16 protein-coding genes are annotated in these 22522 nt (G+C 61.9%); 7 read left to right on the forward strand and 9 right to left on the reverse strand.

Annotation, left to right across the window (positions count from 1 at the left end):
• Window positions 1-47: 47 nt before the first annotated feature.
• The 4 genes from HX805_RS10235 to HX805_RS10250 all read left to right on the forward strand — a co-directional run bounded on the left by HX805_RS10235 (window position 48) and on the right by HX805_RS10250 (window position 4207).
• On the forward strand, window positions 48-812 hold the full coding sequence (locus tag HX805_RS10235; RefSeq protein WP_003216446.1) for a LuxR C-terminal-related transcriptional regulator: 765 nt from the start codon (window positions 48-50) through the stop codon (window positions 810-812).
• Between the two features lie 144 nt (window positions 813-956).
• On the forward strand, window positions 957-2576 hold the full coding sequence (locus tag HX805_RS10240; RefSeq protein ID WP_003216444.1) for an FMN-binding glutamate synthase family protein: 1620 nt from the start codon (window positions 957-959) through the stop codon (window positions 2574-2576).
• Between the two features lie 66 nt (window positions 2577-2642).
• On the forward strand, window positions 2643-2939 hold the full coding sequence (locus HX805_RS10245) for a cupin domain-containing protein (RefSeq protein WP_003216439.1): 297 nt from the start codon (window positions 2643-2645) through the stop codon (window positions 2937-2939).
• Between the two features lie 143 nt (window positions 2940-3082).
• Window positions 3083-4207, forward strand: coding sequence for an OpgC family protein (locus HX805_RS10250; RefSeq protein WP_177116845.1), 1125 nt, complete (start codon window positions 3083-3085; stop codon window positions 4205-4207).
• 45 nt (window positions 4208-4252) lie between these two features.
• Here HX805_RS10250 and HX805_RS10255 read toward each other — a convergent pair whose 3' ends face one another.
• On the reverse strand, window positions 4253-5665 hold the full coding sequence (locus HX805_RS10255; protein WP_003216436.1) for an amino acid permease: 1413 nt from the start codon (window positions 5663-5665) through the stop codon (window positions 4253-4255).
• A gap of 656 nt (window positions 5666-6321) precedes the next feature.
• On the opposite strand from HX805_RS10255, the gene HX805_RS10260 reads away from it, so the two are divergent.
• The 3 genes from HX805_RS10260 to HX805_RS10270 all read left to right on the forward strand — a co-directional run bounded on the left by HX805_RS10260 (window position 6322) and on the right by HX805_RS10270 (window position 15367).
• Window positions 6322-6780, forward strand: coding sequence for a transposase (locus tag HX805_RS10260; protein WP_032899435.1), 459 nt, complete (start codon window positions 6322-6324; stop codon window positions 6778-6780).
• A gap of 253 nt (window positions 6781-7033) precedes the next feature.
• On the forward strand, window positions 7034-10126 hold the full coding sequence (locus HX805_RS10265) for a biosynthetic peptidoglycan transglycosylase (protein WP_177080125.1): 3093 nt from the start codon (window positions 7034-7036) through the stop codon (window positions 10124-10126).
• 135 nt (window positions 10127-10261) lie between these two features.
• Window positions 10262-15367 carry an NEL-type E3 ubiquitin ligase domain-containing protein gene (locus HX805_RS10270; protein WP_177080124.1) on the forward strand — a complete coding sequence of 1702 codons (5106 nt, stop codon included), beginning with the start codon at window positions 10262-10264 and terminating at the stop codon, window positions 15365-15367.
• Window positions 15368-15380: 13 nt separating this feature from the next.
• On the opposite strand, the gene HX805_RS10275 is transcribed toward HX805_RS10270, so the two are convergent.
• The 8 genes from HX805_RS10275 to HX805_RS10310 are packed head-to-tail and all read right to left on the reverse strand — an operon-like array spanning window position 15381 to window position 22477.
• Window positions 15381-16352: a fimbrial protein gene (locus HX805_RS10275; protein WP_008435561.1), complete on the reverse strand. Its 972-nt coding sequence runs from the start codon at window positions 16350-16352 to the stop codon at window positions 15381-15383.
• A 36-nt stretch (window positions 16353-16388) separates the two neighbouring features.
• Window positions 16389-16922: a fimbrial protein gene (locus HX805_RS10280; protein ID WP_087692798.1), complete on the reverse strand. Its 534-nt coding sequence runs from the start codon at window positions 16920-16922 to the stop codon at window positions 16389-16391.
• 11 nt (window positions 16923-16933) lie between these two features.
• Window positions 16934-17413 carry a fimbrial protein gene (locus tag HX805_RS10285; RefSeq protein ID WP_003216426.1) on the reverse strand — a complete coding sequence of 160 codons (480 nt, stop codon included), beginning with the start codon at window positions 17411-17413 and terminating at the stop codon, window positions 16934-16936.
• A 14-nt stretch (window positions 17414-17427) separates the two neighbouring features.
• Window positions 17428-17925, reverse strand: a complete 498-nt coding sequence (locus HX805_RS10290; RefSeq protein WP_177116846.1) for a fimbrial protein — start codon at window positions 17923-17925, stop codon at window positions 17428-17430.
• Between the two features lie 10 nt (window positions 17926-17935).
• Window positions 17936-18517 carry a fimbrial protein gene (locus tag HX805_RS10295; RefSeq protein ID WP_003216422.1) on the reverse strand — a complete coding sequence of 194 codons (582 nt, stop codon included), beginning with the start codon at window positions 18515-18517 and terminating at the stop codon, window positions 17936-17938.
• A 21-nt stretch (window positions 18518-18538) separates the two neighbouring features.
• Window positions 18539-19291, reverse strand: coding sequence for a fimbria/pilus periplasmic chaperone (locus HX805_RS10300; protein WP_003216420.1), 753 nt, complete (start codon window positions 19289-19291; stop codon window positions 18539-18541).
• Window positions 19288-21900, reverse strand: a complete 2613-nt coding sequence (locus HX805_RS10305; protein WP_158213531.1) for an outer membrane usher protein — start codon at window positions 21898-21900, stop codon at window positions 19288-19290. Before HX805_RS10305 ends, HX805_RS10300 begins: the two co-directional genes overlap by 4 nt.
• A 16-nt stretch (window positions 21901-21916) precedes the next feature.
• Entirely contained in the window at window positions 21917-22477 is a 561-nt protein-coding gene (locus tag HX805_RS10310; protein WP_023659209.1) for a fimbrial protein, read from the reverse strand.
• Window positions 22478-22522 lie beyond the last annotated feature (45 nt).

Genomic DNA, 22522 nt, shown 5'->3' on the forward strand with positions numbered 1-22522 from the left:
ACACTCGGGAAATCACGCAGCCGGGTTAACCCTATGGGGGTAGATGCATGACATTGTCGCTGGAAGACATCGCCTGGCACCGTTCGGTGGGGCAGATGATAGACGCCCTGGACCAGCCGAATTTCTGGACGCAGCTGGTCCGGTTGCTGGACCAATATGTGCCGTTCGACAGTTGGGTGGTGTTGCTGTTCAGCAGCGAGCACAAACCCCTGGTGTTCGCCGAATGCCCCGGCCAGGACGGCGAACCCGACCATCTGTTCCAGGATTACCTCAACGGTTTATACCTGCTCGATCCCTTCTACATCGCCAGCCGCGAACACTCGCGCACCGGACTGTTTCGCCTGGCCGAAGTGGCCCCGGAGCATTTCGAGCTGACCGAGTATTACCAGCGCTACTTCCGGTTGAACGTGGTGGCCGATGAAATCCAGTTCAACTGCCAGCAACCGGACGGGCGAACCCTGTGCCTGTCCCTGGGCTCCAAACAGCGCTTTGACCCACAGCAGATTGCCCTGCTGTCGCTGATTCAACCGTGGGTACTGGGCTTGCTGCGCCAGCGCCTGCCCCATGAACTCAACCAGGTGAGCGCTCCGGAGCAGCCGATCCACAACGATGGCTGGGGCGCGCAACTCACCGCGCGGGAGCTGGATGTGGGCCGTTTGATGCTCAGTGGTTGCTCCAGCAAGGAAATCGCTCGTAAGCTGGAAATCTCTGTTGAAACCGTGAAAGTCCATAAGAAACACATGTACAGCAAGCTGGGGATCAAATCCCAGTCGGAGCTGTTCTCGATTTTTCTACAGGCGCAAAACGCCTGATCGAGCCCTGTAGGAGCGAGCTTGCTCGCGAAAAACGTCAATGCACCGCGGTCATCCAGACAACCGCGCTATCGTTAACGACCTTCGCGAGCAAGAACTAGGCGTCCCCCTCGCTCCTACAGGATAAAAACTAAGGAACCCTGTATGAGCCTGTCCTTGTTAAGCCGTTACGCGTTCTTTGCCGTCTGCGTCATTTTCACCCTCGCCAGCATGCCGTTTATCGAACACGAATGGCTGTGGCCGATCGCCGTGGTCACCGGCATCCTTAGCCTGATCGGCATTTTCGACCTGCTGCAAAGCCCCCACGCGGTGCGCCGCAACTACCCGATCCTGGGCAATATCCGTTACCTGGTGGAAGGCATCCGTCCGGAAATCCGCCAGTACCTGCTGGAATCCGACAGCGACGCCCTGCCCTTCTCCCGGGCCCAGCGCTCGCTGGTCTACTCCCGCGCCAAGAATGAAAGTGCCGACAAACCCTTCGGCACGCTGATCGACGTGTACCAGTCGGGCTTTGAGTTTATTGGCCACTCCATGCGCCCCGCGCCGCTGAGCGACCCCAGCGCGTTTCGCGTGATCGTCGGCGGCCCGCAATGCAAGCAGCCCTACTCGGCCTCGGTGTTCAACATCTCGGCCATGAGCTTCGGTTCGCTGAGCGCCAACGCGATTCGCGCGCTCAACCAGGGGGCCAAGCTCGGCAACTTCGCCCATGACACCGGTGAAGGCAGCATCAGCCCCTATCACCGGGAAAACGGCGGCGACCTGACCTGGGAGCTCGGCAGCGGCTACTTCGGCTGCCGCACCAGCGCCGGCCTTTTCGACCCGGAACGCTTCGCCGTGCAGGCGCAGAACCCGCAAGTGCGGATGATCGAAATCAAGATGAGCCAGGGCGCCAAACCGGGCCACGGCGGGATCCTGCCCAAGCACAAGGTCACCCAGGAAATCGCCGACACCCGCGGCATCATGATGGGCGAGGACTGCATCTCGCCGTCGCGCCACAGCGCGTTTTCCACTCCCATCGAAATGATGCACTTCATCGCCCAGCTGCGTGAACTGTCGGGCGGCAAACCGGTGGGCTTCAAGTTCTGCCTGGGCCACCCGTGGGAATTCATGGGCATCGCCAAGGCCATGCTCGAAACCGGCATCCTCCCGGACTTTATCGTGGTGGACGGCAAGGAAGGCGGCACCGGCGCCGCGCCGGTGGAGTTCACCGACCACATCGGCGTGCCGCTGCGTGAAGGCTTGTTGTTCGTGCACAACACCCTGGTGGGCTTGAACCTGCGGGACAAGATCAAGCTCGGCGCCAGCGGCAAGATCGTCAGCGCGTTCGACATCGCCAGCGTCCTGGCCATCGGTGCCGACTGGGCCAACTCGGCGCGGGGCTTCATGTTCGCCATCGGCTGTATCCAGTCGCAAAGCTGCCACACCAACAAATGCCCCACCGGGGTGGCCACCCAGGACCCGTTGCGCCAGCGCGCACTGGTGGTGCCGGACAAGGCCCAGCGCGTGTTCAACTTCCACCGCAACACGTTGAAGGCCCTGGCAGAAATGCTCGCTGCCGCCGGTCTCGACCACCCTTCGCAACTGTCGGCCAAGCACCTGGTGCGGCGCATGTCGGCCACCGAGATCAAGCTGTTCTCGCAGTTGCATGTGTTCCTGAAACCTGGCGAATTGCTCACCGGCGAAGTGAACGGCGAGTTTTATTCGCGCATGTGGCAGATGGCGCGGGCCGATAGTTTTGAGCCGAATGAAATCGCCGCGGCCTGAGCCCGCATTGAACAACCCCGCTGAACCGGACCACCGAACGGCATCGTTGAAACAAGGAGCTTCACCATGCCGTTACTCGACTTCACCGCCCTTGCCGCCCAACTGCCGGACACCTGGAAATCCACGCGCGTGGGCCAGGTCGGCCCGGCGCGGATCAAGGTGCTGCGCATGGATGCACAGGCTTATGAAGAAGAAACCCACGACTACAACGAAGGGCTGTTGGTGATCGACGGTCTTTTGCGCCTGTCTATTGGCGAGGAGGCCATCGACGTCGGCGCCGGTCAGATGTACCTGGTTGAAGCCGGCATCGCCCACGCGGTACTCGCCGGCAGCCAAGGCACGCTGGTGATCATCGACGTTTAAACAAAGCGATGAGACATTCAGCAAAAAACTCAGCTTTGCAATTGCTTACAAATACCGCCAACCTGCGCCCGCCCGACGTACGGCTCGACTGAAGCCGTCGTCCACTTGTCATTACTAAACCCCTTGTTCAAGAGCCCGCTGCCATGTTGAACGGACGCGACCCGCGCATCGATTTTTTTCGGGGCCTGGCGTTGATCTTTATTTTCTGGGATCACGTGCCCCACAACCCTCTGGGCCAGATCACCTTGCGCAACTTCGGTTTCAGCGACGCGGCGGAAGTCTTCGTGTTCCTGGCCGGTTATGCGGCCGTGCTGGCCTACGGCAAGATCCTGCAGCGCGACGGTTATCTGATCGCCTGCGTGAAGATCTGGCGGCGCACCTGGGTGCTGTACGTGGTGCACATCTTCCTGCTGGCGATGCTGATGGGCATCGTGTTCTTCGCCAACAGCCATGTGGAAACCCGCGACCTCGTTGAAGAGATGGGCCTGACGCACTTCGTCACTCATCCCCAGCAAGCCCTGGTGGATGAACTGCTGTTGCGCTTCAAACCCAACCTGATGGACCCGCTGCCGCTGTACATCGTGCTGCTGGGTTGCCTGCCGCTGGTGTTGCCGTTGCTGTTGCGCAAGACCTGGGCGGTGGTGGCTGTTTCGCTGGCGGTGTACTTGCTGGCCCCGCACCTGGGCTGGAACCTGGCGGCGATTGCCGACGGCGTGTGGTATTTCAATCCGGTGACCTGGCAGTTGCTGTTTGTGCTGGGCGGCGCGGCGGCGATTCATGCCGGGCAACCCCGCCCTGTCGAGACTCGGCGCCTGTTGCGTCAGCCATTGTTCGTCGCTGCGGCGGTGTATGCGCTGGTGGCGGGGGTTCTCACGCTCTCGTGGCGCTGGCCGGAAATCCACGACGCGCTGATGCCGTCGGCGCTCAGTGACCTGCTGTACCCCATCAGCAAGACCAACCTGTCGCCCGTGCGTTTGCTGCACTTCCTGGCCCTGGCCTATGTCACCGCCAAGCTGTTGCCTGGCCACGCCTGGACGCAAAACTGGCTGGCGCAGCAAACCTGCCGCATGGGCCGCTACTCCCTGGAGGTGTTCTGCCTGGGGGTGCTGCTGGCACCGCTGGCGGACATGATCAATGCGATCACCGGCGATGCCTTCGCCATGCAAATCTTCACCGCATTGGTAGGCGCCGGGCTGATGGCGCTGCTGGGGGCCTGGCTGGATTTGAACAAGCGGCTCACCCAACCGGCGCCTCCCGCCACCGCCTGAAAAACAAAAAGCCCCGTAAGGGGCTTTTTGTTGAGCGCAGGAAACTCAGCTCGCGGTGCGTGCCGCCGCTTGAGTCGGCTGCAACTTGAACACGTAGAACAACACCGTCAGCAGCACCAGGAACACCGGCCCCACGTAGAGCGCCACACGGGTGTCCGGGAAGTACGCCATCAGGCCCACCACCAGCACCAGGAACGCCAAGGCCAGGTAGGAGCTGACCGGGTACAGCCACATGCGGTATTTAAGGCCGTCACGTTCGGCCTGGGTCAGGCTCTTGCGGAACTTGAGCTGGGCCAGGAGGATCATCAGCCAGGTCCAGATCGCGCCGAAGGTAGCGATGGAAGTGACCCAGACGAAGACTTTTTCCGGGACCATGTAGTTGAGCAGCACGCCCAGCAACAGCACGAAGATCGACAGCAGCAGCGCCTTGCGCGGCACGCCGTTGCTCGAGGTGGTACCGAACGTGGCCGGGGCCTGGCCGTTCTGCGCCAGGCTGTAGAGCATGCGCCCGGTGCTGAAGATACCGCCGTTGCACGACGACAACGCTGCGGTGATCACCACGAAGTTGATGATGCCGGCGGCGGTCTTGATACCCAGGCGCTCGAAGGTCATCACGAACGGGCTACCCTGGGTGCCGATTTCGTTCCACGGGTAGATCGACAGGATCACGAACAACGCACCGACGTAGAACAGCAGGATGCGCCAGAACACCGAGCCGATGGCACTCGGGATGGTCTTCTGCGGGTTCTTCGCTTCACCGGCGGTGAGGCCGATCATCTCCACGCCCAGGTAGGCGAACATCACCATCTGCAGGGACATCAACACACCCTGCACGCCATTGGGCATAAAGCCGCCGTGGGTCCACAGGTTGGAAATGCCCAGGGCCACGCCATCGTTGCCAAAGCCGAACGCGATGATGCCGACGCCGCCGATCACCATGGCGATGATGGTGACGATCTTGATCAGTGCGAACCAGAACTCGAACTCACCGAAGGCCTTGACCGCGATCAGGTTGATGGTGCCCATGCTGATCAGTGCTGCCAGGGCCCAGATCCAGCGGGGTGTATCGGGGAACCACACGCCCATGTACACGGCGACGGCCGTGATTTCTGCCACGCAGGTCACCAGCCACAGGAACCAATAGTTCCAGCCGGTGAGAAAGCCCGCCAGCGGGCCGAGGTAATCCTGGGCGTAGCGGCTGAACGAACCGGCCACCGGGTTGTGCACAGCCATCTCGCCGAGGGCGCGCATGATCACCAGGATCGCCAGGCCGCCGATGATGTACGACAGCATGATCGCCGGGCCGGCCATTTCAATGGCCTTGGCCGAGCCTAGGAACAGGCCGACGCCGATGCATGCACCGAGGGCCATCAGGCGAATATGCCGTTCGCCGAGTTCGCGTTTCAGCGGACCGCCCTGAGCGGTCTCGCCGTGGGGCAGATGATTGCCAGCTGGCATAGGGATACAACCTCGTCTTGTTATTGGATATGAGCCACCGAGTCCGGGGCGTCATGGCGGGTCTGCCATGGCGTACCGTTGCCGGATCACCTTTTGGGTAAAACGGTCTGGCCGGGCCAGATCAGCGGGGGTGCAGTATAAAAAGCTAAACCCAGGGGTTTTCACTCTATAAACGGCAAGATTCAGCGGGAACTCTCGGTAAAGGCGCCTTTTGCGGAGGAGCATCACCTGGTTAGCGTAGGAATCATCGCCACCAAACGGCGGCGAGTATTGCACGGTAATGGTGCAGCGTCATGCCCCTACCTTTGGCGGGTTTACGGGTGGGGGAGGCTCTAGCTCGACGGTTTGGGGTTATGTGGCGGGGTTATCTGTGACGAGCGGGCTTGTCTGTGGCGAGGGGCTTGTCTGTGGCGAGGGGGCTTGTCCCCCGTTGGGCTGCGTAGCAGCCCCAAAACCTGCCATAAGTTCTATCCGGAAAAATGCGGTGTCTTTACTGGGGCTGCTGCGCAGCCCAACGGGGGACAAGCCCCCTCGCCACAGACAAGCCCGCTCGCCACAAATCTACCTTCGAGAAACACGCCGACACTGAACTGCAAGAGAGCACTCCACAGCAGCTGCTAACGTCAATTGACTACTTCCCCTCAAGGAGCAAAGGAATGCTTCATCAACCCAACTCTCATCTGTTACGCCGTGGTCGACATTCAGAATCTGGCCGTCCTTATCTGATTACCGCCGTGGTTCACAACCGGCAACCCCTGTTCAAAGACTTCCATTTGGGAAGACTACTGGTAGCAGAATTCAGGAAGACCCATGAATTGGGAATGGTCGACTCTCTGGCATGGGTCGTCATGCCTGATCACTTTCATTGGCTATTTGAGCTGCAAGGCACAACGTTGTCGCAGGCTGTGGGACGTACCAAATCCCGCAGCACCCTCACCATTAATCGCGCACGCGGCAGCAAAGAACGATTCTGGCAACTTGGCTACCATGACCGAGCAGTGCGTAGCGATGAAGACCTTCGCAAAATTGCCCGCTACATCATCGCCAATCCTCTGCGAGCGGGCCTGGTCGAACATATTGGTGACTACCCACTATGGGACGCAGCCTGGCTCTGATTTTTCCTGTGTGGAGAGGGCTTGTCTGTGGCGAGGGGGCTTGTCCCCCGTTGGGCTGCGCAGCAGCCCCAGTAAACACACCGCATTTCTTCAGGAAGATCTTCATGGCAGGTTTTGGGGCTGCTGCGCAGCCCAACGGGGGACAAGCCCCCTCGCCACAAACAGCATCACCCTCACAAATTCCTCCCACTCGCCCACCACCGTCTAAGCTTCAACCAAGTCCGATCAATCTGCGTAAATGGATCAATCGACTATGGGCGCTTTATGGCAAAACGCTTCGACCAAGGCTGCGGTATCCACCGATAGCCCGGATGAACAGCCGTTGCCACAAAGCCCTCCTCCCCGCCGACGGTTGTGGTGGCGGCTGTTCTGGCTGGTGCTGCTGATTGCGCTGATCGCCCTGGGCTTTGCCGCCCTGCGGGAAATGCGCACTTCAAGGTTGCAGGCCAAAACCTTCTCCGACATTGCCTCAACCCTCACCTACCAAATGCATTCGGGCCCCAGCGATGCGCGGGTTTACCCTGGCGCCGGGCCCTTTGACAAGCGCCTGGGCTACAGCGCCCTCGGCGAGTTCCTGCCGCGCTTGATCAAGCGTGACTACCTGATCCAGGCTCAAGCGCGCTTCTCCCCCGACCTGATGACCTACGCCCAGCGCGGCCTGTTCGTGCCCTACCCGGAAAAAATCCAGGCCGGCCTGACCATCACCGATTGCCGCGCCGCACCGCTGTATCAGTTCACGTATCCACAACAGTTCTACCCAAGCTTTGCGGCGATCCCGCCGGTGGTGGTCAGCAGCCTGCTGTTTATCGAAGACCGCGACCTGCTGGACCCGAAAAACCCGCAACTCAACCCGGCCGTGGATTGGCCGCGCTTTGCCAAGGCCGCCTGGTCCCAGGTGGCGAAGCTTTTGCACCTGCCCGGCCAGACGGCAGGCGGCAGTACCCTGGCCACGCAGCTGGAAAAATACCGCCACTCGCCCGACGGCCTGACCCTGTCCGGCGGCGAGAAAATCCGCCAGATGATTTCTGCCAGCGTGCGCGCGTATCAGGACGGCCCGCAAACCCTTGCCGCTCGCCAGGACATCGTGCGCGACTACCTCAACAGCGTGCCCCTGTCGGCGGTACCCGGCCATGGCGAAGTGCACGGCATGGCCGAAGGCTTGCGCGTGTGGTACGGCGCCGACTTCAACCAGACAAACGCGCTGCTCATCGGCACCGACCCCAAACAGCTGCCGCAAAAGGGTCTGGCGTTGCGCGAGGTGCTGTCGCTGATGATCGCCCAGCGTCGCCCGTCTCACTATCTGTCCAAGGGCCACAAGGAACTGGCGGACCTCACCGACAGCCACATCCGCCTGCTCGCACAAAACAACGTGATCGACCCGGCGCTGGCCAGCGCAGCCCTCGCCAGCAAAGTCACCTACCGTGACTGGCAGCAACAACCGACGATCCAGCCAATCGAAACCAACAAGGGCATCAGCGTCGCCCGCACTCGCCTGGCCGCCCTGCTCAACCAGCCGCTGTACGACCTCGATCGACTCGATCTCTCTGCCACGAGCACCTTGCAAGCCGACCTGCAAAGCCAGGCCAGCACGTACCTCAAGCAACTCGCCGATCCCACTTTCGCCGCGCAGATCGGCCTGCTCGGGCCCACGCTGCTGACGCCCGCCAGCACCGCTCAGGTTCGCTACAGTTTCAACCTCTACGAGATGACACCCGACGGTGCCCGCGTGCGCGTGCAAACAGACAGCACCGACCAGCCATTCGACATCAACGAAGGCAGCAAGCTGGAACTGGGTTCAACCGCCAAGCTGCGGGTGATGACCACCTACCTGCAAATCGTCAGCGAGCTGCATGATAAATACGCTGCGACACCTGCCGCCGAGCTGCGCAAAGTCCCGGTCGAGGACACGGACCGCATTACCCGCTGGGCCCTCGACTACCTGGCCCAGAACAGCGACCGCAACCTGCCGGCCATGCTCGACGCCGCCCTCAATCGCCAATACTCGGCCAACACCGGCGAAGGTTTTTTCACCGGCGGCGGCATGCACCACTTCCATAACTTCCGCAGCCAGGACAACGGTCGCAATCCCACGTTGATCGAAGCCCTGCGCGAGTCGATCAACTTGCCGTTCATTCGCCTGATGCGTGACCTGGTGCGCTACAGCACCTATCACGGTGCGAACAACAGTGCCGAGTTGCTCAAGGACGACAGTGACCCGAGGCGCCAGGAATACCTGGCCAAATTCGCCGACCGCGAAGGCACCACCTTCCTGCTCAAGTTCTGGAAGAAATACCGCAACAAGAACACCCAGGCGCGCCTCGACACCTTCCTCGACAGCATGCACCCCACCGCCATTCGCCTGGCCGCCGTACACCGCTACCTGCTGCCCAACGCCAGCCAGGCGAGTTTCAACAGCTTCGTCCGCTCGCACTTGAGCAGCGTCAAAAGCCCTGAAAAACTCACCGACGAGCGCCTCGAAAAGCTCTACCAGAATTACGGCCCCGGCGCCTACGACCTGCCTGACCAAGGCTATATCGCCAAGGTTCACCCGCTGGATCTGTGGCTGATGGGCTACCTGCTGAACAACCCCGACGCCACCTTCACCCAGGCCACCGCCGCCAGTGAACACGAGCGCCAGGAGGTTTACAGCTGGCTGTTCAAGAGCCGCCACAAGAGTGCCCGCGACAGCCGCATCCGCACCATGCTGGAGATCGAAGCGTTCCTCGATATTCACCAGCGCTGGCAGAAAGTCGGCTACCCCTTCGACCATCTGGTGCCGTCGCTTGCCACGGCCATCGGCAGCTCCGGCGACCGCCCGGCGGCCCTGGCGGAACTGGTGGGGATCATCCTCAACGATGGCGTGCGCCAACCCACCCTGCGTATCGACAGCCTGCGCTTTGCCGCCGACACCCCGTACGAAACCCGCTTGGTCAACGACCCCAATCGCGGCAAGCGCGTGATGCCTTCCGAGGTGGCCACGGCACTCAAGGGGGCGCTGTCCCAGGTGGTGGACGCGGGCACTGCACGACGCGTGTCCGGCAGTTTCAAACTGGCGGACGGTACGCCTTTGGCCATGGGCGGCAAGACCGGTACCGGCGACAACCGGATCGAAGCCATCGGCGCCGGCGGGCGGATTCTCAGCTCCAAGGCGATCAACCGCACGGCGACCTTCGTGTTCTACATCGGCGAGCATCATTTCGGCACGCTGACCGCCTTCGTCCCCGGCGCTTCGGCCCAGGGTTTCAAGTTCACTTCGGCGTTGCCGGTACAGGTACTCAAGGGCATGGCGCCGATTCTTACGCCCTATCTGCAACCGGGCAACAACAGCTTATGCAGCGTGCGCTGATGGGCCTATCCCTGCGCTTTTCACTTGCGGATTACTGAGGGATCCGCCGCGGTTTCCACCCACTATTCAAACTTATCCGCAGCCGTGCCGGTGCATAGACTCAAGCCTTCTTTTTGAGCTCTACAGGTTGCCCCCATGGCCGACATACCCGACCAGTCCCTGCACCACGCGTTTATCGAAAACGCCCTGCCGCACTGGCTGAAAACCACCTCGCCACTCCGCTTGCGCGCACTCAACGACGTCGCCCGCCAAGGCATCCGCCACTATCCCCATGCCAGCGCCAACCAGCATCAAGCGCTCAAGCCCGCGATCGCCGCACACTGGCAGCAGCAGGCTGCGATGGACCAGCGATTCCAGGCATTGACCGACGTGTATGCCTTCGCCGAACCGCTGCTGAAAAATGCCTTGAAGGCCTATGGCGAGATCGACGTCAGAACCACCTGCCTGCGGCTGTATGCCAGCGCCAAAGTTGCCTGGTGGGTGCACGATTTCAATCGTGGGGAGCAAAGCAAAACCCTGTCGCTGCTGGACGTCGCGCTGGCCAACTTTGCCGCCTCGGACACCTTCGTCGACTACGCCTTCCTGTCCGCCGAAGACCCACGCGGGCAGCGGGATACACTGACCTTGCGCCACTCCATCACCGGCGCGGTATTGACCGCTGAACAGTTCAAGCACATCTGCCGCACCCTGGACCTGGGCGCCCGCTACCAGAAAAGCCTGCGCCAGGCCCTGGGATTCTATGACCCGGCGGTGACCCGGGCCGTGCGCCTGCAGATGATTGCCACTCAGAAGACTGCCCTGGGTACGGCGGCGCACCTGGCCTTGATCAACCGGGACATCGACGCCGATGCCCACGGCGCCGTGCTCGACCTGATCGCCGGCCGCGTCGCGCTGCTGGACGGTCAGGCGCTTGAATGCCATACCCTGAGCCTGATGAACACGGCATTGACCGGCATCCTGTTGCTGTTTGTCCCGCAGCCCACCCGGCCCGTCGGCAAGGTGCTGGTGTACATCCCCGCAGACCCCGAACACCCTCTGAAGCAATACCCTTCGCCTGCGGCCTTCCTCAGCCACCTCACGGAAAAACTGCGGGACAGCCAGCGCTACCAGACCTTCTTCAGCCAGTTCATCGACCACGCCAGGCGCGGTGAATTCTTTGCCGGACTCAATACACGCTTGAGCCGTGTGCGCTGGCATCAAACCGCCCACACCGACCCGCGCCCCAGCTGGCGCGACACTCCGATCACCCAGCCAAACCTGCAATTCAGCGTGCAGGCTATCGGTGACGATCACGTCAATCGCTCAACGCTCGCCGCCGAAAATGACCTGTGGAATTACCAGTACCGCCTCAAGTTGAACAAGATCGTCAACGATGCCCTGGACATCGCCGTGCCCACCGCCACCGCCGACCGCCACGCGCGCTGGGCCTGGTGGGACAACCTGGAAAAAATCCTCGGGGATATCTTCAATGCGGCGCTGCTGGTGCTGACGCCCTTCGTGCCGCTGCTGGGTGAAGCGATGCTCGCCTACAGCCTGTACCAGATCACCGACGAGGTGTTCGAGGGGATTGTCGATTGGGCCCAGGGGCGTGGTGCCGAGGCGGCGGAGCAAGTGGTCGCGGTGGCCGACAGCGTGATCCAGTTTGCCTTGTTCGGTGCTGCCAGCCAGTTGGGCCATGTCGCACGGCTCAAGCTCAGCCCCTTCGTCGAAGGCTTGCGCCCGGTGGTGCGGCCCGACGGCAGCACGCGCCTGTGGCACCCGGATATTGCGCCCTATGCTGTGAAAAACCTCGACCAGCCGCCCATTGTCGACGGCCTGCACACCCATCAGGGCAAGCAGATCCTCGCGCTGCAAGGTGCTCACTTCGAAGTGCAGGCAGACCCTGAAACCGGCGACACGCGTATCGCTCACCCGGAGCGCGCCAACGCCTATCAACCCCTGGTGCGGTTCAACGGCGACGGCGCCTTCGTACATGAAGCCGAGCAACCGCGCACCTGGGACAGCGCCACGCTGATGCGCCGCCTGGGGCCGCGCACGGCGCCCTTCAGCAACCAGCAACTGCAGCAGATGCAACGCATCAGCGGTGCCGACGACGGTGTGCTGCGCAACCTTTACGTGCAAAACCGGCCGACCCCGCCGCTGCTGGAAGCGACCCTCAATCGCTATGAAGCCCAGCGCGCTGCCACACAGACCGTGCACACCATTCGCGCCGGCGCACCGCTGCCGCTGGATGCGACGTCCGCCTGGTTCGAGCAGACCATCACCGAGCTGCCGGGCTGGCCCCAAACCAAGGCACTGGAAGTGTTCGTGCGCTCGGACAAGAGCGGTGACTCCCACAAGTACGCCAACCCGCAGGCATCGCCGGCCGACACGCTGCAATTGAGCCTGGCCGAGGTGATGTCCGGCGAGTTGCCGGCGCGGGTGCTGGAGTTTCTCGATGAGCCGTCGATCAGGCACCTGCTGGGCGGCGACGTGCCGCAAGCACTGCGCGTGCAAACCTTGCGCGATCAACTGGCGGACTCGGTGGCGCGCCAGACCGGTGACATCGCCGACTACATCCATCAGGCCCGCCAGGTCAGCGCCGATCCCCATGAACGCCGTTTGCGCGAACAGGCCAGCCCGCTGGACCGGCCGCTGGCCGACACCCTGCTGGCCGGCACAACCCCGGCCGAACGGCAAACCCTGGACCACCACGTACCGCTGCGCCTGCTCAATCAGGCCAGGGAACTGAGCTTCGCCCAGCACAGTGTCCAGGCCTACGCGGGGTTCTTCCCGCCCTGGGCGATCACCGAAGGTACCGAGCGCCTGGTGCTCAATACCCTCAAGCGCTACAGCGATGGCTTTGGCGACCTGCACCTGCAAATCCGCGATCGCCTGGTCAGCGGTACGCTGCGTTGTGAAGCCGGGCCGGCCGATGCCCGCCGGCGCCGGGTGCTGGTGCGCCAGAACGACGTGGGCTACGAACTGTTCGATCAGCAGGGCCAGCGCCTGCATGGGCCGGATACCCTGTATGAATGCCTGTTGCGCGCGCTGTCCGAAGCGCAGCAACGTGAACTGGGCTACCGGCCCGGCCAGGGCGCCGGGCTCAAGCATTGGCTGATGGAAACCCTCGAACCCCTGGCCGAACGGCGCCGGGTGCTGGCCGAGCCACCGCTGCGCAGTACGGCAGATGTGCAGACCACCACCCTGCTCGGCGGCGCGGCCCTCGGCGGGTTGCGCCGCGCCCAGGAGCACTTGGGCCAGGCCCGCGCCCGGGAGGTGCTGGCCAGTCTGTTCCCGACCCTGGAGGAGGAACGCCTGCAGCGGTTCCTCAATGAGATCGGCCCGGGGCTGAACAACGATGTCCTCAATCGCCTGGTCCTGCAGCGGCACAACCTGTACCGGGAGCTGGAGCAATGGAAGCGCCTGCCCGGCCCCCATCCCAAAAACAGCCGCATGGCCCGGGAGGAAAAACTGCGTAAAAATATCATTGCGCACAAACTCTATCGCTGCTGGGAAGACCGCCTCGCCGAGCACCGCGACGACTTGGGCCAGGTGCAGAGCGGCGCGAGCCTGGACCTCAGCGCCCTCGACCTGCCCGGCAGCCTGCCGCTGCTGGGCAATGGTTTCGAGCACGTCACCCAACTGAAACTGGCCAACTGCATGTTCAACGACAGCCAGTGGCCCTTTCTGCAGGCATTCCCGTCCCTGCGAGAGCTGGACGTCAGTGCGAACGAACTGACGCGGCTGCCCGAGCCCATCGCCAACATGCGCTACCTGCGCGACCTCAACGTGGGGGAAAACCAGATCACGCTGCTCAACGGCGACGTTGCGCGCCTGAAAAACCTCAAGCACCTGCGCAACCTGAACCTGTACCGCAACCCGCTGACGCAGCCACCGAACATCTCGAAAATGCCGCACCTGCGCCGCCTGTTCCTGAGCCGCACCCCCATCACCCAATGGCCCACCGGGCTGTTTGCCCACCCACGGGAGGAGGGTTTCCTGCTGGACCTGAGCCAAACCCGGATTGATCATGTGCCAGCGCTCATGGCCGATAGCGCCGAGGCCCGGACCGTCGCCCATACCCGCCTGGACCGCAACACCCTGCTCAACGACCAGCGCCTGCTATACGAGCAGTACCGCGAAGCGGCCGGCCTGGACCCCAACCGCAGCTATGAACCCCGTGGAGAGAGCGGCCCGTGGCTGGAACGGGTCAGGCCGCCGTTACTGGGCAGGCGCCAGGAGCTGTGGCAAGCGGTGGAGCGCGAGCACGGCTCCCAGGGTTTGTTCGAGGTGATCAAGGCCCTTGAAGCGCCCGACTTCTTCCAGCGGCCCCAGGACATGGACACCTATTGGGACAATCTTGAAACGTTGCGCGAGCGCGTCTGGCGTTTGCTGGAGGCGGCCCACAACGATACGGCGCTGCGTGAAAAGCTGTTCAAGATGGCCAGTTTTCCCGGCCTGTGCGCCGACGGCAGTGCACAGATTTTCAATGACCTGGGCATCGAAGTGCTGGTCAGCGAAGCCCAGCGTTACTCCGCCTCGGCCAGCGAGCGCGAGGGCAAACTGGTGACGCTGGCAAAGGGCAATGCACGGCTCAAGCAATTGAACCGCATCGCCAGCGAGGACATTGCCCATCGGCTCAAACCGGAAGCCGAAGGCGGCCTCGGCCAATGGCTGCGTTCGCAACGACGGGAGGGCGTGATGGGTAACGTGGACGACGTGGAGGTCTACCTGAGCTACCAGACCTCCCTGGCCAAGCGCCTCGACCTGCCCTGGCTGTCGGAACACATGCTGTACCGCGACACCGGCGACGTAAAACCCACGCAGATCGAACAGGCCTACAGCACGGTGCTGGAGCTGGGCGAAGGCGATGGCCTGGTCAACCAGATGTTGCTGGAGCCCTATTGGGAACAGTACCTGCACGACCACCACCCGAACACCCTTGAGGCCAATGCTCGGCATTTCGACGAGCAATGCGCACGCCTTGATGAACTGCAGGAAGCCCAGGCCAGGCTGGCCCAGGCCAACGGCTTACCCGCCGAGCAGAAGGAAGCGTTGAGGCTCACGCTGATCGGTCTCGCCGACGCCCTGGGTGTGCCGCACCCACAAGTGCTGACCGGGCAACCCATGACGGACGACAGCTACAACCTGCTGCTCAACGAACTGGGCTACCGCGAAAAACAATGGATGCGCGAGTTGACCCACCAGGCTTTGGAACGCCACAGCCAACAACGTAACCGCGTCACGCGCCAGGTCTGACCGTATAGGTGTGTCATGGCACCCCCATTACCAGTACGCCGCTGCCGTTCAACGGCCCCTCGACAGGCAGGGACCCCGCCTGCTTGACCAGGGCGAACGTTACAACGTCGCTCCCGGAACTGTTGGTGATACGGGTCAGGAACGAGCCATTGACTCGAACCGCAGTCCCCTGACGGACAAGGGCCGTGCCCACGTTCGGATTGCTCATCACCAGCGCATTGGCGTTGAACGAGGACGGCGTGCCTTTGTAGGTAATGGTGATCGGCGTGGTAATCCCCGGGTCCGGGCACCGGTAGGTGAGCGTGCGATCGGTACGAACGGTGGTTGATACGGGGTCGGTGCCTATCGCCCTCTGGTGCACGTTGCCGAAGTTGATTTCGATCGGTTGGTTATTGTTGATCGTGCACGACGACGGGGAGATGGTGAAGTCGTTGTTGGCGATGTACGTAAGCTGCAGGCTCGTGGAAAAGGAATCGTAGTTGTTGGTCTGGTCGAGACGTAACACGCCCAGAGTGTCACCTATTCGAATGTCGATCGGGTTGGTCGGGTTGTTGCGGATCAATATATAAGGGATGACATCGATCGGGATCGGAGACGTATTGTTAGGCATGGTCGCAATCCTGATACCCGCCTGGATAGGCGTGTTCCAATAACTGCCATTGATACGCAAGCCGGTCGTCTGGCTGACGAACTTCGGACCAGGCGACCAGGCCGGGCCGATCCTCGTCCCGGTGGCCCAGTAGTCCTGCCGTCCATCCGGGGTATAGCTGTCCGGTTCAAACCGGCATTCGATCCTCACCCCGGACAGGAGAATGCGCGGCTCATTCACCTCCAGCCGCACATTCACCGGAACCTGCAGGTTCAACGTCCCGCCAATGCTCACCCGTTGCCAATTGCCGCCATTGACCCGGCAATCAGCCGCTTTCACGGTCGTCGTGACGCCAGCCAGGGCAAGCAGCACAACGGCTCCAAATAGTCGTTTCATGTTGTTCTCTTTCATCCCATGCATAACGGTTTAGCGTTACGGATAATCCAGCGTAAACGTCGAAGTCACACGGTAGCTGCCGTGCCCGATGGTCTTGTCCCGCAGGGCATCCGGCTCACCCTGCACATAGGCCTTGAGCAGGATGACGTTGTTGCCGGGGCTCAATTTCTGTTCGTCGCCGACCTTGTTCACCGGCACCGGCTTATCGCTCAGTGTCTCCAAACCCAGCCCGATGCCAGAGGCACCGCTGCCACCATCCAGCGCAAACAAACCGGGCAGCGCGCGGTTTTCCGCACCGTTGAACAGGATGGTCACCGAGTCGCTGATGGTGGTATTGCAGTCATCCAGGTGCAGGGTGAAACGTTTGCCCACTGAGCGTGTGTTGATGTAGAGGTGCTTGCTGGTCAGGTCCCACAGCTCCAGGGTGATGGCTTCATCGCCCGGGCGGATGGTGCAGGCCTGTTCCACCAGGTTGCCCTTGAACCTCAGGTTGTCCACCGCCTGCGCCGTGGCCGCCAGGCCGAAGGTCAGCAGCAGGACCAGGCCCTTATGAATCATTGCGTGTCGCATACACTCGACTCCTACTGGTATTCAGCCAACAGCGTGGCCACCGCCGTGAACCCTTGGGCCTTCAGGACCGAACCCGGCCGTTTGACCGGCACCACTTCCAAGGTCGGCGGTGCCGCCAGGCTGATGTCCAGCGGCGTGTTGAGGCGAAACGGCGCGTTGTTCTGGTACAGCCGAATGCCCAAGTCAGGCGCAGTGGTCTGCAGGGCCGCGTTATCAAAGCTTGTCTCTGCGCCCTTGACGCTCAACTTCAACAGCCACGGCAGCGTGGAGGCGCCGCAGCGGATGGTGTAGCCGACGGCCCTGCGATATTTCACGCCATCGACACGCTTGGTGCCGACATCCCCGAAATCGACTTCAATCGTGCTGCCCGAATCAATCGTGCAGGGCGGCGGCTCGTTCAGCGTTCCGTTGAACGTCAGGTTGGCCGACGCAGCACTGAAAAAGCCGAAGCAACACAAGCCGAGCAACGTTCGCTGTGGCCAACATTTCATTGATCGTTTCCTCATTATTGGTACTCGATCACGAGGGTGGCGGCGGTCGCAAATGCCCCGCCCGTCAGCGTGCTGCCTGCGCGCTTGACCGGCACCGCCTGCACGGCCGGAAAGGTCGGATGGGTAAACCTGAGCGGCGTGTTCAGCGGCCAGTCCGCCCCATTGGCGAAGAGCTTGACCCCCAGGTCGGTCTTGGGGGTCGAGAGCACTTTGTTATCAAACCCGGCTGCCGCGCCCTTGAGTTCCAGGGTCATCGCGTTGCTGTAAACGGGAGGACTGCAGGTGACTGTATACGGCACGTCCCGTCGATAATTCACGCCATCAATCCGTGACGTCAGCAGGTCATTGCCGAACGGCACATTCAGCGTGCCGCCGCTGTTGATCACGCATGGCGGCGGCGCGATGATCACCGCGCGGATCGTCAGGTTGGTATCGGCCTGCACGCCCTGGCTGACCGCCCACAGCAGTCCCGCACCGATAAAAATGGCCCACGGGCCGGTTAACCTGGTCATTGTTCTGCCCTTACTCATAATTGAGCCTGAAATCCACCACGGCCCGGAATGCACCGCTGGTCAGGGGTGCCGGGGTGCGCGTGGGCTGGACGTTCCAGGTCTGCGTGTTGCGGCCCAAGGGCAAGAACAATGGCTCCCCCCTTGAACCCAGCTGTACATCGCGCCCCTGGGAATCGGTCAGGCGCAGGCCCATCCCGGTGATGCCTTGCACCTTGACCAGCCGTGAATCGTCGGCATCGGCTGGTGCGATGAACGCCACCGAGAGCACCGGTTGATAAGCACTCCATGTCAGGTTCCCCGTGCGCTCACTGGCGATGCGGCCGGCGGTGCGCCGACAATCCTCGAACAGCAGTTGAAAGGCCACGGAGGTCGCCTGGTCACCCGGCCGTTGCAACTGGCTGGCCGATACCGGGCCCAGGTCGATCGTCTGGTGCAGGGATGCCATCTCCAGGCTGCAGGGGGTTTCATGCATGGACCCGAGAATGTTGAGCATCCCGACCATGCCCTCCACATCCTCGTCATCCGCGGCGTGCGCCGGCCCCATCAGGGCCAGCAACAGACCGCCCAAGACCTTCACTGTGTGCAACTTCATGACGTTCTCCGGCAGCAGGCACTACTGATTGGCCACAGACAGTTGCGTGTTCACCTTGCATGTCTCGCCACTGCAGGTGAACGCCAGCAGCGGACGGCCACCGTAATCATTCACGTAGGACAAATAGGGGGTTGTGCCGAGCTCCTTGGCAGTCGGCCCCAGGGCCTGCGTGCCTTTGGGCGGGACCATCACCGGCTCGAAGCCCGGTATGGTCTTGCCGTCCTTGCTGCTGCGCGCATCCACCAGGGTCACGTAGTAAGGCGTGGGGTTATTCACCTGGTAGTGATCGCCTTGCCGGGTAAGGGTCAGCTTTTCCTGCCATGGGTTGGACAGGTCCTGCTGGGTGGGGGTAATTGCCTGCGGCCGGTAAAACAATTTGATCCGGGTTTGCAGGGCGATTTGCAGGGTGTTGGGCTTGTCGCTGCGCGGCGGAATTTCCCGCAGGTTGAAGTAGTAGACCGTCTCTCGATCCTGGGGCAGCGATTTGGCGGCCGGCAACGCCTGGACTTTTACCTGGCTCTGCTTGCCGGGCTCCAGGCGTTGGACCGGTGGCAGCACGATCAACGGCGAGGTGATCTTGTTGCCCTCTTCATCCTCGATCCAGCCCTGGGCCAGGTACGGCAACTGGGGGTTGTTGTTGGTGATGTTGACGCTGGTTGCGTCTTTGCCACCGTCGAAAATCACGCGGGTACGGTCCAGGCCGACAGCGGCGTTGGCGCTCTGGCTCAAGACCGCCAGCAGCAGTGCATAGGTAAAACGTGTGCTGTGTTTCATGAGGATGGGTTCTCCATAGTGTTTCGCTGGCCGGTCAGGCTGGCTGGCTCGGGTGAGGCTTGATCGACGGCTACCCTCTGGCAGCGCAGTTGCAGGGCATCGGTGAACGCATCCGTTGGCAACTCGACAGGCAGCGTCAGGACGCAACGCTCGGTGCCGCCCCAGCTGACGATCATCTGCTCCCCGGCCTGAATGCCGCTCAGGTAGACATCCCCGCCGTCATTCACCACCCCGGTGTCCTGCTGCTTGCGGTTTTTCACCGTGGCGCCGAAGGGCGGTGCGCTGCCATCCGGCAGGCGAAGAACCGCCATGGCCTTCTGGCCGGAAATCACTTCCAGGGATCGGTAGCCAATGGCCCCCTCGGTGAGGGTCAGTTGCGTCACGGATTGAGTGGCCTCGACATCGCTGGGCAATTTCTCCAGGTCAACACTGGCCGCCGTACGCTGGTAGCTGGTGATGTCGGAGATGACCGCCTTGCCGAACGCGTTGCTGCGGGTCGGCGTGCCGTAGCCCCGCACGGGCACATCGGGCACACCGGCGGTATCGACCAGCAGCCGGGTTCCGCCGGTACTGGTGGTTCGATGCAGCGCCCCGCCGTAAGGCGTGAGCGTGCCGCCGCCACGCACGGATGCGCTGAGGGTGCGGTTATTGCCTTGTTGCGTCGTGGCGCTGAGGTCGATGTCGGCCTGGTCACCAATATGGCTCAGGTAGCCGCTGGCCGAGGTGTCGCTGGCACTGACCTGGTAGCTGTTACGTTCATCCAGGCGATCGGCGTAGCGTGTGGTAAAGCTGTTTTTGCCGCCGGCCCTGTTGGCATCCATCGACAGGGTGCCGGTGGGTCCCAATGGCAGGCTGACCGTCAGCGCTGCTCCGTTGTCCTTATATTGGTATTCATGGGTGCGATATAAATTCAGCGACAGGCTCATGTTCCTGACAGAGCCCACGTTGAAGTAACGAGACGCCGACAGGTTCCAGCGCTGGGTGTCCGGCCGGTTCCAATAGGTTTGTTTGTTGTAGCTGGCATACACCGTGGTGTTCAGATCGCGGAACTGTTTGTTCACCGTGACCGTATACAGCGCCTTGTTACCGCCAATGGGTTTCCAGTGCTCAATGAAGTTACCGTCTTCATCGAACACGCCGCGCCCACCCAATTCACCGTTCAACCCATAGTGCCGAGCATCCAGGTATTGGCTCATGCTCAAGTAGTTCTTCTCGGAGAACCGGTAACCGGCGAAGGTGACCTGGCTGTCGTACTCTTCAAAGTTCTTGGAATATTGAAGGCGGTAGGATTTGCCCGAAAGTGTCTGGTTCCACAGGCTGGCGCGAGACTGGGTGACGTCCAGGGAAACGGCCCCGAACGCCAGCAAATCCCGCCCCGCCCCCACCGACAGCGCACGGTAGTTGTTATCCGTTATCGCACCGCCCAGCAGCGACCAACCATTGCTGATTCCCCAGGAAAACTCGCCGGTGCCGAAAAAGTCACCGTGGGAGTGGTACTGCAGGTTGGACGGTCGCCCGGCAGACAGCTTGTAACGAACCTGCCCGGGACGCGTCAGGTAGGGAACGCCTGCCGTATCGAGCTGGAATTTCTGTACCGAACCGTCCTGCTCCTCGACCCGCACATCCAGCGTGCCGGACACGGCGTCGTTAAGGTCCTGGATCCGAAAAGGGCCTGCCGCCACCAGCGTCTCATAGAGCACACGCCCCTGCTGGCTGATGACAACCTTTGCATTGGTCTTGGCCACCCCGACCACTTCCGGTGCATAGCCCCGCAGGTTGGGCGGCAGCTGGCTTTCGTCTGACTTGAGCCCGGCACCGGTAAAGCGGAAGCTGTCGAACAGGTCCGAATACAGGTAGTCCTCGCCCAACACCAGGCGTGCCTTCAGCGCAGGAATGGCGCGATATGCGTAATAGCGACTCCACTCCAGTTTTTGCCGGCTGGCCTGCGCCTCGCGGTCTTTCTCGACACGCCCTTGCCAATCCGCCCGCAGGCGCCAGGCCCCGGCATTGGCCCCGAGTGTGCCGTTACCGCTGAGGTCATTGCGCGTACCGTCACCTTTGCGGTAGCTGGACTGCGCCGTCATGTTGTAGTCGACCAGCAGCCCCGGCACCCCCTCGTCCCAACGTGACGGCGGGTCCCAGTTGATGGCGCTGTATTCCAGGTAGGCCTGGGGAAGGTTGATGTCCAGGGTGGACGTGCCCAGGTCGGCACTGACTTCCATGCCGGGCAAGCCCGTGACATCCAGGCACTGCCCGCCCTTCCACCACTTCAACTGGTCAGCACCGGACGCCTTGAGGCCCAGTTGCTCGACAAGCTCGCGCGATAAACAGGGCACACTGCCTTTGGGATCATCATCGGGGGCAAAGAACGCCACCGATTGTTCAGATATAGGTTGGGTATTGAGCTGGACCACCATCGAGTAGGTGCCAGGCAAGATAAACCCACTGCGTGCAAACTGAGACAGGTCAATATTGGAGCGATCAATCAGATCAAGAACGTCGGTATTAAACTCAATATCCCCGGCGCCCATTGCAGTTCCAGCCAGTGATATCAACCCGCCAAAGAGGCTGGGGCGCAGCGTATTCATGACTTTCGACGTATTCAACATACACGCAACTCAATCTTCAAAAGTATTCCAACTTGAACCGCACTGCCGCGCGGTGAGCCCCTGCCAACAGCGGCACTCCGTTGCCCACCAGGCGGAGCCTGTAATGAAGTGTCATGTCGCCATCAACCACCGGCAGCAGCGCCATCGGCACTCCCGGCACACTCACCTGGCCAGCGGCGTCCTCAATATGGAAAGCAACCCCCTGCGAGGCCCCAAAGGCCGCAAAGGTGCGCCCGCCCATATCGCTGGGCCCGTCGAACGTCACGCGAAGATGCTCCCAGTCCGGCAGCGTTTCGCCGGGGCGCAGCGGGTCGGGACGCGTCACGGTGCAGTTGACCAGCCGTAGCTGGAACGGCTGCATTTGCCCCGCGCCCTCTCGCAACAAGCGGCCGATGGGTTCGGGAGGCATGTCGATGGTCTGATCGGCAGTGACCGCTTCCAGCCCGCAGGCCGAGTCGATGATCTCGCCTCCCAGCGTGACGAGCCCATCGCCTTGCACACGCGTCTGCGCGGCATCACAAGGGCTGATGAACAACGTCAATGAAGAGGCAATAGCGAGACTTATGAATGTTTTCACCTTGATCTCCCGCCAGTTTTCCCCCGCCACCAGTGGTGGCGGGGG

This window comes from Pseudomonas sp. G5001, assembly GCF_013385475.1.
In the GTDB taxonomy this organism is placed as follows: domain Bacteria; phylum Pseudomonadota; class Gammaproteobacteria; order Pseudomonadales; family Pseudomonadaceae; genus Aquipseudomonas.

Bases quoted from the DNA above. Each gene is read 5' to 3' on its own strand.
- HX805_RS10235 (WP_003216446.1), top strand. From the start codon at position 48: ATGACATTGTCGCTGGAAGACATCGCCTGGCACCGTTCGGTGGGGCAG.
- HX805_RS10240 (WP_003216444.1), top strand. From the start codon at position 957: ATGAGCCTGTCCTTGTTAAGCCGTTACGCGTTCTTTGCCGTCTGCGTC.
- HX805_RS10245 (WP_003216439.1), top strand. From the start codon at position 2,643: ATGCCGTTACTCGACTTCACCGCCCTTGCCGCCCAACTGCCGGACACC.
- HX805_RS10250 (WP_177116845.1), top strand. From the start codon at position 3,083: ATGTTGAACGGACGCGACCCGCGCATCGATTTTTTTCGGGGCCTGGCG.
- HX805_RS10255 (WP_003216436.1), bottom strand. From the start codon at position 5,665: ATGCCAGCTGGCAATCATCTGCCCCACGGCGAGACCGCTCAGGGCGGT.
- HX805_RS10260 (WP_032899435.1), top strand. From the start codon at position 6,322: ATGCTTCATCAACCCAACTCTCATCTGTTACGCCGTGGTCGACATTCA.
- HX805_RS10265 (WP_177080125.1), top strand. From the start codon at position 7,034: ATGGGCGCTTTATGGCAAAACGCTTCGACCAAGGCTGCGGTATCCACC.
- HX805_RS10270 (WP_177080124.1), top strand. From the start codon at position 10,262: ATGGCCGACATACCCGACCAGTCCCTGCACCACGCGTTTATCGAAAAC.
- HX805_RS10275 (WP_008435561.1), bottom strand. From the start codon at position 16,352: ATGAAACGACTATTTGGAGCCGTTGTGCTGCTTGCCCTGGCTGGCGTC.
- HX805_RS10280 (WP_087692798.1), bottom strand. From the start codon at position 16,922: ATGCGACACGCAATGATTCATAAGGGCCTGGTCCTGCTGCTGACCTTC.
- HX805_RS10285 (WP_003216426.1), bottom strand. From the start codon at position 17,413: ATGAAATGTTGGCCACAGCGAACGTTGCTCGGCTTGTGTTGCTTCGGC.
- HX805_RS10290 (WP_177116846.1), bottom strand. From the start codon at position 17,925: ATGACCAGGTTAACCGGCCCGTGGGCCATTTTTATCGGTGCGGGACTG.
- HX805_RS10295 (WP_003216422.1), bottom strand. From the start codon at position 18,517: ATGAAGTTGCACACAGTGAAGGTCTTGGGCGGTCTGTTGCTGGCCCTG.
- HX805_RS10300 (WP_003216420.1), bottom strand. From the start codon at position 19,291: ATGAAACACAGCACACGTTTTACCTATGCACTGCTGCTGGCGGTCTTG.
- HX805_RS10305 (WP_158213531.1), bottom strand. From the start codon at position 21,900: ATGTTGAATACGTCGAAAGTCATGAATACGCTGCGCCCCAGCCTCTTT.